The 6783-nt window shown below is 59.1% G+C and carries 7 protein-coding genes; 3 read left to right on the top strand and 4 right to left on the bottom strand.

Annotated elements, in window-relative coordinates; all coding sequences use genetic code 11:
- Window positions 1-201: 201 nt before the first annotated feature.
- The 4 genes from DK391_RS17740 to tssJ form a co-directional block, all read right to left on the bottom strand.
- Window positions 202-666 carry a GNAT family N-acetyltransferase gene (locus tag DK391_RS17740; RefSeq protein ID WP_109479276.1) on the bottom strand — a complete coding sequence of 155 codons (465 nt, stop codon included), beginning with the start codon at window positions 664-666 and terminating at the stop codon, window positions 202-204.
- Between the two features lie 90 nt (window positions 667-756).
- Window positions 757-1539, bottom strand: coding sequence for a type IVB secretion system protein IcmH/DotU (gene icmH, locus DK391_RS17735; protein ID WP_109479275.1), 783 nt, complete (start codon window positions 1537-1539; stop codon window positions 757-759).
- Window positions 1536-2879 carry a type VI secretion system baseplate subunit TssK gene (tssK, locus tag DK391_RS17730; protein WP_109479274.1) on the bottom strand — a complete coding sequence of 448 codons (1344 nt, stop codon included), beginning with the start codon at window positions 2877-2879 and terminating at the stop codon, window positions 1536-1538. The genes icmH and tssK overlap by 4 nt, the downstream gene beginning before the upstream one ends.
- A 121-nt stretch (window positions 2880-3000) precedes the next feature.
- Window positions 3001-3627 (bottom strand): type VI secretion system lipoprotein TssJ, encoded by a 627-nt coding sequence (gene tssJ, locus DK391_RS17725; RefSeq protein ID WP_109479273.1) that lies wholly within the window; start codon window positions 3625-3627, stop codon window positions 3001-3003.
- A gap of 349 nt (window positions 3628-3976) precedes the next feature.
- On the opposite strand from tssJ, the gene DK391_RS17720 reads away from it, so the two are divergent.
- From DK391_RS17720 to tssC, 3 genes are read left to right on the top strand one after another with little or no spacing between them, the layout of a single operon-like run.
- On the top strand, window positions 3977-4660 hold the full coding sequence (locus DK391_RS17720) for a tetratricopeptide repeat protein (protein WP_109479272.1): 684 nt from the start codon (window positions 3977-3979) through the stop codon (window positions 4658-4660).
- A 40-nt stretch (window positions 4661-4700) separates the two neighbouring features.
- Window positions 4701-5249 carry a type VI secretion system contractile sheath small subunit gene (tssB, locus tag DK391_RS17715; RefSeq protein ID WP_109479271.1) on the top strand — a complete coding sequence of 183 codons (549 nt, stop codon included), beginning with the start codon at window positions 4701-4703 and terminating at the stop codon, window positions 5247-5249.
- 23 nt (window positions 5250-5272) lie between these two features.
- Entirely contained in the window at window positions 5273-6760 is a 1488-nt protein-coding gene (tssC, locus tag DK391_RS17710) for a type VI secretion system contractile sheath large subunit (protein WP_109479270.1), read from the top strand.
- Window positions 6761-6783: the final 23 nt, after the last annotated feature.

Below are 6783 nucleotides of genomic sequence, written 5' to 3'. Positions count from 1 at the left end.
GTTGGGGGCCCGCAGGCAAGAACTAGATCTGGCGGTGTTAGCCCGCTTTCTTTTGCCTACTTTTCTTTGCGGCGGCAAAGAAAAGTAGGTGCCGCCCCGCACAGGGGCAACGCCTGAAGAACCACTAACAAATCGCGGATGCCAGCGAAAAAAAAACAGCAAAAACCACACGCACGACCGAGCACCCCGGCCTTGCGCCGCTCACAACTCAAGTTCAAGGAATTGTGTCCCTTCAACAGGATTAAACACATAAGCCGAAATCGGCCGAAACCCAAGTGAAGCATACAGCCGCTGCGCAGCCTGCATAGACGGCAGCGTATCGAGCCGCATGTTCCCGTATCCTGCTTCACGCGCAGCGTGCACAACCGCCTGTGCAAGTCGTCGACCAAGCTGTTGCCCACGCCCTTCAGGGCGCACATAAAGCCGTTTCATCTCGCAGATGTCGTGCTCGAAACCCCGCAATGCGACGCTGCCGACCACGCGATCTTCTTGCCACGCGAGCAGGATCACACCGCCTGGCGGAGCATACTTGCCAGGCAATAAAGCCAGTTCCTGTTCAAATCCTTGAAACCCCAGATCGATACCGAGACTGTCCGCGTACTCGCGGAAAATCGCACGTACGGCATCCAGGTCCTCGGGAAAGCGTGCCGGCTGAATGTCAGTCATCGAAGTCTTCCTGCCGATGCGTCATGCTTGCAGTGTAGACACGAATCGCGATTCACGGACAGAAAAAACCCGCTCGAAGCGGGCAACGGATCACGGCAACGAGATAGTCAGATTCGCCGACTGCGGCCCGAGCTTGATGATCTGCGAATAAGGCGCAAGCGTGCGCAACGTCGCATCCTTCAGATAGGTGTTAAGGCCAAGAAACGCGACGAGTCCCACCAGCGCAAACACCGCGCCAATCGTCCATAACGGCACTTCGCGCTTGAGCCGATGCGCAATCTGATCGGGCAGCGTCCAGTGCGGCGCGAATGGCGCGCGCTTGCCTTTCATGTGAGCGATTTCATCGCCGAGCCGCGCAGTCAGATACGCCAGCTTTTCCGGCCCTTCCAGTAGGTACTTGCCCTGAAATCCCAGCAACAGGCACATATGAAAAACTTCGAGCGATTGCAACCGCGCCGCGCCTTGCGCACGGCATTCCTCGAGATGCTGAAAGAACTTCTCGCCAGCCAGTTGCTCACCAAATAGCGCAAGCTGCAACGGACGCCGCTCCCACTCCGTGCGGATCGCAAACGGCGACGACAGCACCATTTCATCGACGGCTGCGCAGAACGCGAACTTCGCCGCGTACGCATCTTCCGCCGCAACTTCGAGCTTCTTCGCGCCGCGTTCGAAATCATTCAGGAACTGCTGGATGCGATTCATGAACTCGGTGGCATTGCCAGGCTCGCGGCCGTTCTTCAACAGAAACAGCATGAAAAAGCCGTCGTACAGCAGATCCAGCAGCGAACGAACCTGATAGCTCGGCTGCAAGACGGACGGCGGCACCGCGGACGGTTGCGTAGCGGTGTCGAACAGGGAAGGGGCGTAGCTCATGGTGTGACCGCGATCAGTTCGAGTTTGAGATCGTTGAGTCCCGACGGCGCGTAGATCATCGTCGAGCGGGCCTGCAACATGCGCTCATACAACGCGCCGCGTGCTTCCAGCGAGAAATAGCATGCACCCGGCCGCACGGGAATCGCGGGCGGCACCTGCGGTGTGTACGCGAGCCGCACGCCGGGCATCGCGGACAGCACGAGCTTGTCGACGTCGTCGGGTGCGCCGACCTTGAAGCGCGCCGGCACGGCGTCCACCAACTCGACAGCGGGCAGATCTGCCGACACCGCAAGGAAGAACTGCGTCTTGTCGTCGATCTTGCCCGAGTCGAGGCGTCCCGAATGGAACGACGGACGCACTTCTTCGAGCGCAATGGCGAAGTAGCGCGTGGAGATCACGGTCTCCAGCAGGTCGCGCAGAATGCCATCGAGACGCGCGAAGCCCGGACCCGGATCGTCATGACGATAGGCAGGCAGATCGGCGAGCGCATAGCCCTTGGAGAACGTCATGAGTTGGCCCGCGAGGCGCAGCAACTCCTGAAAGAGCCGCTCGGGATGCAGTGCCGAATGCTGGTACAGATGTGCGAGCGCGGCAAAGGCCGCGCTTGCCGTATGCAGCAGCCAGAACGATGCGATATCGCCCGAGCGGAATTCGATGATGTTCTTGGTCGGCTCGCGATGAAAGCCGTACAGCGCATTCACCTTGGCCTGCAACGCGTCGATCAGTTGACGCAGCCTCTGATGCAGCAGCGGCGACGCTTCGATGGCGAGACACGGCGGCACGAAGGTTTCGTCGAGTTCGAAACCCGACGTCGCCGTGCGGCGCACGCGCACGAGCGGCACGGAAAGCAGCTGGTCACGCGGTTCGCTGTGTGCGATCAGCTTGACGCTGGTTTTCAGGAACGTGATGTCGGCTTCGGCGGCGTCGGTGAAATGATCCGGCACGACCGTCTGCCGGCTGACGTAGCGCGAGATGAAGCCATCTGAATCGGCCGCATAGTTCTGTCCCGTCTCGCGCACGGGATGCAGCGCAAGATAGAACGTGAATTCGTTGATGCCGTCAGGCAGGGTGTCGAGCGCAACGGGCGGCGGGAGATCGTCGGCTTGCGGTGCCGCGTAGAGCGCGCCATCGGGAAACACGAGCGACAGTTCGCTGACACGCAGCACGTTGCTGCCCAGCGCGTCCCGGTCGAAGCGCACCGAACGCACGCCCCAGTTGTAGGGTTGTATGGCCTGGATCGATTCGAACAGGCGTGCCTCGTGGTACGCGTCCTGTCGCTGGAAATGCTGCGGCCTCAGAAAAAGGCCTTCCCCCCAGAGCACCTTTGCGGAATAACTCATCGCGAACCTGTCTGTATGCGAATCACATCTTTAAGCGTGAATGGTAATGCCCGAATAAGCGGCAATTCGTGGTTTTACCACATGCTTTTGTTAATTGTTAAATGACATTTAAACGTCATCTTTAACCACAACTGACCGATGACAGCAAATTCAACGGTTGCGCGGGCAATCCCTGTTCTGGCGGAATCACGGTGCCGTTTGTCACAGTCATTGCACAGTTATGTAGCCCGATCATTATGCCGGATTTCTCCGACTTTCCCGGATCGAATGCAAACTTCCAGCGCTGCATGGCAGGATCGCGGAATAGCGCAACGATACCGAATGCCTGCGCTTCGTGCGACACCTTTTCCGTGACGGTATAGCGCTGGCCGGGAATGAGCGTGACCTCGCGCACACCTAGCAGATCACCGCCCAATGTACTCTTTTCTTTGGTCGGATCGGTAAATGTATCGAAGGGCGCCTGTTGAAAAGAGGTCGGATCTTTCAACGTGTAGAGACGCACGACGAGTGCGAGCGGACGCCGGTCGTTTGCCGCGTTCAGATTGGGCGCGGCATATAAGGTCAAGCCGATATTGCGCGGCGGCTTTTGTGCGTCAGGTACGTCCGGCTTGCCGATTCCCGCGGCCTGCAAGGCCGACGAGGCGGCCGCGCCAAGCACGCTGACGCCCGCTGCGCAGCCCGACAGCAGCGTGCCGGCGCCGGCACTCAATGCAATAAGCGATGCAACCCGGATAGCGCGCGTATTCATTCTGTATAGACCGGCATTCAAGCCGGTCGCCCCGTCGAATTGTCGATTAAAAACGGTCGATAAGTGGTTCGTTTTCACCCTGCGCATGCCGGGATGAAGTACGGATTCAATGCCCGGCAATACCAGAAGCGTCAGGAAATTATTGCCACAAACTGATGCGCGATGAATGGCGAATGGCAATAATTTACCGGTCGACTTAACGTTATTGTATTGACGCCTTCTCTGAGTTTTCCTTCTGCAGATGAAAGTTGAATTAATAAAAATTGGCCTGTACTATACGCGCGCACTTAGTGCAAAGCAAAACCGTTTTCTTCCTGATTATAAAATTCGCAACGGCGGTGAAACAACGATGAAAAATCGGCTCTTTACCAGTCTTTCTGGGGCAGTGCTGGTATGCGGCATGATTGCCGGATGCGCCACGCAGGGAAACTCCACTCCGCCCACGCCTGAAGCATTTAATAAGGCGCTCAGCGACGCAGATACCGTAGCGAAGAATGGCGATCAGGATCGCGCCATCGCGCTTTATCAGCAATTGGCCAAAACCGATCCGACGCGTGAAGAGCCGTGGTCGCGTATTGCGCAGATCCAGTTCACGCAAGGCCATTACGGCCAGGCCATCGTTGCCGCGCAGGAAGCATTGCAGCGCGACCAGACAGATCGTCAGGCGAAGAGCGTGCTGGCCGTCGCGGGCTTGCGCGTCGCCACGCAATCGCTGGGCGAGCTGCGTCAGGATGCAGCCCTCGCAGGCGATGCGAAATCGGACGCGCAAACGCTGGCGAAGCAGCTGCGCGACACGCTCGGTGAAGCGACGCTGTTCCCGCCCGACCCGAGCGACAAGCAGGTCGTGAAGAAGCGCCGCGTGGTGCGCCACGTGGCAAAGCAGGCGCCGAAGGCGACCGATTCCGCGGATAGCAGCGCGGCCACGCCGCCGGCGCCCACGGCCCCTGCGCAAGCGCCCGCCGCGCCCGCTGCTGCGCCGGCGAAAGCCGCACAAAGCGGCGGCGCGTCCGATCCCTTTAGCGCACTGCGCTGATAACACGCTGGTCTGAACTACACGCACCCGGGAGCCGACGATGGCCAAGAAAGAAAGTATTCAGAAGCGCTTGCAGAAAGTGCGGCCGCCGCGCGTCCAACTGACCTATGAGGTCGAGCGCGGCGATGCGATCGAAGTCAAAGAGCTGCCGTTCGTTGTCGGCGTGGTGGCTGATCTCGCCGGGCAATCGGAAGTCGAGCAGCCGAAGCTGCGCGACCGCAAGTTCGTCAGTATCGACCGCGATAATTTCGACGACGTCATGAAGGCGATCGAGCCGCGTGCGGCATTTCAGGTGGAAAACCGCCTGAGTGGTGCGGGCGGAAAGTTCGGCGTCGATCTGCGATTCCGTTCGATGGCCGACTTCAATCCCGACGAAGTCGTCGAGCAGATCGAACCGCTGCGCCGGCTGCTCGACGCACGCTCGAAGCTCGCTGATCTTCGCAACAAGCTGGCGGGCAACGACAAGCTCGAAGATCTGCTCGGCGAAGTGCTGAAGAATACGCAGCAATTGCAGGCGCTCGCTGGCACGACGCAACATGCCGAAGGCGGCAGCGCAGACGGCGAATCGCATACCGACGAGAACAAGTAGCCTCATCAGGCACCGGGGGTAACATGAATCAGCAAGCGGCTGCAGCCCACTATTCCGATGCGCAGGCGGGTGAAGGCGTATCGCTACTCGATGAAATCGTCGAGAAGAGCAAGGTAGCGAAATCCGAATCCGAGCACGCACGCGCGAAAGATCTGATCGGCGAACTCGTCAATCAGGTACTGGACGGCACGGTGATCGTGTCGGACAACCTGTCGGCGACCATCGACGCGCGCGTCGCAGAACTCGACCGTCTCATCTCCGATCAATTGAGTGCCGTGATGCATGCACCTGAATTTCAGCGCATGGAAAGCACGTGGCGTGGGCTGGATTACCTGTGCAAGGAAAGCAATACCGGCTCGACGATCAAGATCAAGGCGCTGCATGCGCCGAAGCGCGACCTCGTGCGTGACTTCAAGACGGCAATCGAATTCGACCAGAGCGCGCTCTTCAAAAAGGTCTATGAAGAAGAGTTCGGCACTTTCGGCGGCTCGCCGTTCGGAGCATTGATCGGCGATTTCGAAGTGACGCGTCAGCCGGAAGATATGTACTTCATCGAGCAGATGTCGCACGTCGCGGCGGCTGCGCACGCGCCGTTCATTGCATCGGCGTCGCCCGAACTGCTTGGACTCGAGAGCTTTGCGGATCTCGGCAAGCCGCGCGATCTCGGCAAGGTGTTCGACACCGTCGAATACGCGAAGTGGAAGTCATTCCGCGACGCAGAAGATTCGCGCTACGTCGGTCTGACATTGCCGCGCTTTCTGGGGCGTCTGCCGTTCAATCCGAAAGACGGCGCCACTGCGGAAGGCTTTAATTTCGTCGAAGACGTGGACGGCACCGATCACAGCAAATACCTGTGGTGCAATGCGGCGTGGGCGTTTGCCGCACGCCTGACGGCAGCATTCGACGACTTTGGCTGGTGCGCAGCGATTCGCGGCGTAGAGGGCGGCGGTCTGGTCGAAGATCTGCCAACGCATACCTTCAAGACCGACGACGGCGAAATCGCGCTGAAGTGTCCGACTGAAATCGCCATCACCGATCGCCGCGAAAAAGAACTGAGTGATCTCGGCTTTATTCCGCTCGTGCATTGCAAGAACTCCGACTACGCCGCGTTCTTCGCTGCACAGTCGGTGCAGAAGCCTAAAAAGTACAACACCGATAGCGCGAATGCGAATTCCGTGCTCTCCGCGCAATTGCAGTACATCTTCTCGGTATCGCGCGTGGCGCACTACCTGAAGGCGATGATGCGCGACAAGATCGGCAGCTTTGCATCGGCGCAAAACGTCGAAGTGTTTCTGAACCGCTGGATCTCGCAATACGTGCTGCTCGACGACAACGCGAGCCAGGAACAGAAAGCGCAGTTCCCGCTGCGCGAGGCCTCGATCCAGGTCGCGGAAATTCCGGGCAAACCCGGCTCGTATCGTTCGGTCGCGTTCCTGCGCCCGCACTTCCAGCTGGACGAGCTCTCGATTTCCTTGCGCCTCGTGGCGGACCTGCCTAAGCCGGCTAATTGATAAACGGAATCAGTGCGCCCGGG

The organism is Paraburkholderia sp. C35, assembly GCF_003121405.1.
Lineage (GTDB): Bacteria > Pseudomonadota > Gammaproteobacteria > Burkholderiales > Burkholderiaceae > Paraburkholderia.
This window is presented reverse-complemented; position numbering and strand designations above follow the sequence as displayed.

Coding starts and splice junctions, on each gene's coding strand:
- DK391_RS17720 (WP_109479272.1), top strand. CDS start 3,977: ATGAAAAATCGGCTCTTTACCAGTCTTTCTGGGGCAGTGCTGGTATGC.
- tssC (WP_109479270.1), top strand. CDS start 5,273: ATGAATCAGCAAGCGGCTGCAGCCCACTATTCCGATGCGCAGGCGGGT.
- tssJ (WP_109479273.1), bottom strand. CDS start 3,627: ATGAATACGCGCGCTATCCGGGTTGCATCGCTTATTGCATTGAGTGCC.
- tssK (WP_109479274.1), bottom strand. CDS start 2,879: ATGAGTTATTCCGCAAAGGTGCTCTGGGGGGAAGGCCTTTTTCTGAGG.
- tssB (WP_109479271.1), top strand. CDS start 4,701: ATGGCCAAGAAAGAAAGTATTCAGAAGCGCTTGCAGAAAGTGCGGCCG.
- DK391_RS17740 (WP_109479276.1), bottom strand. CDS start 666: ATGACTGACATTCAGCCGGCACGCTTTCCCGAGGACCTGGATGCCGTA.
- icmH (WP_109479275.1), bottom strand. CDS start 1,539: ATGAGCTACGCCCCTTCCCTGTTCGACACCGCTACGCAACCGTCCGCG.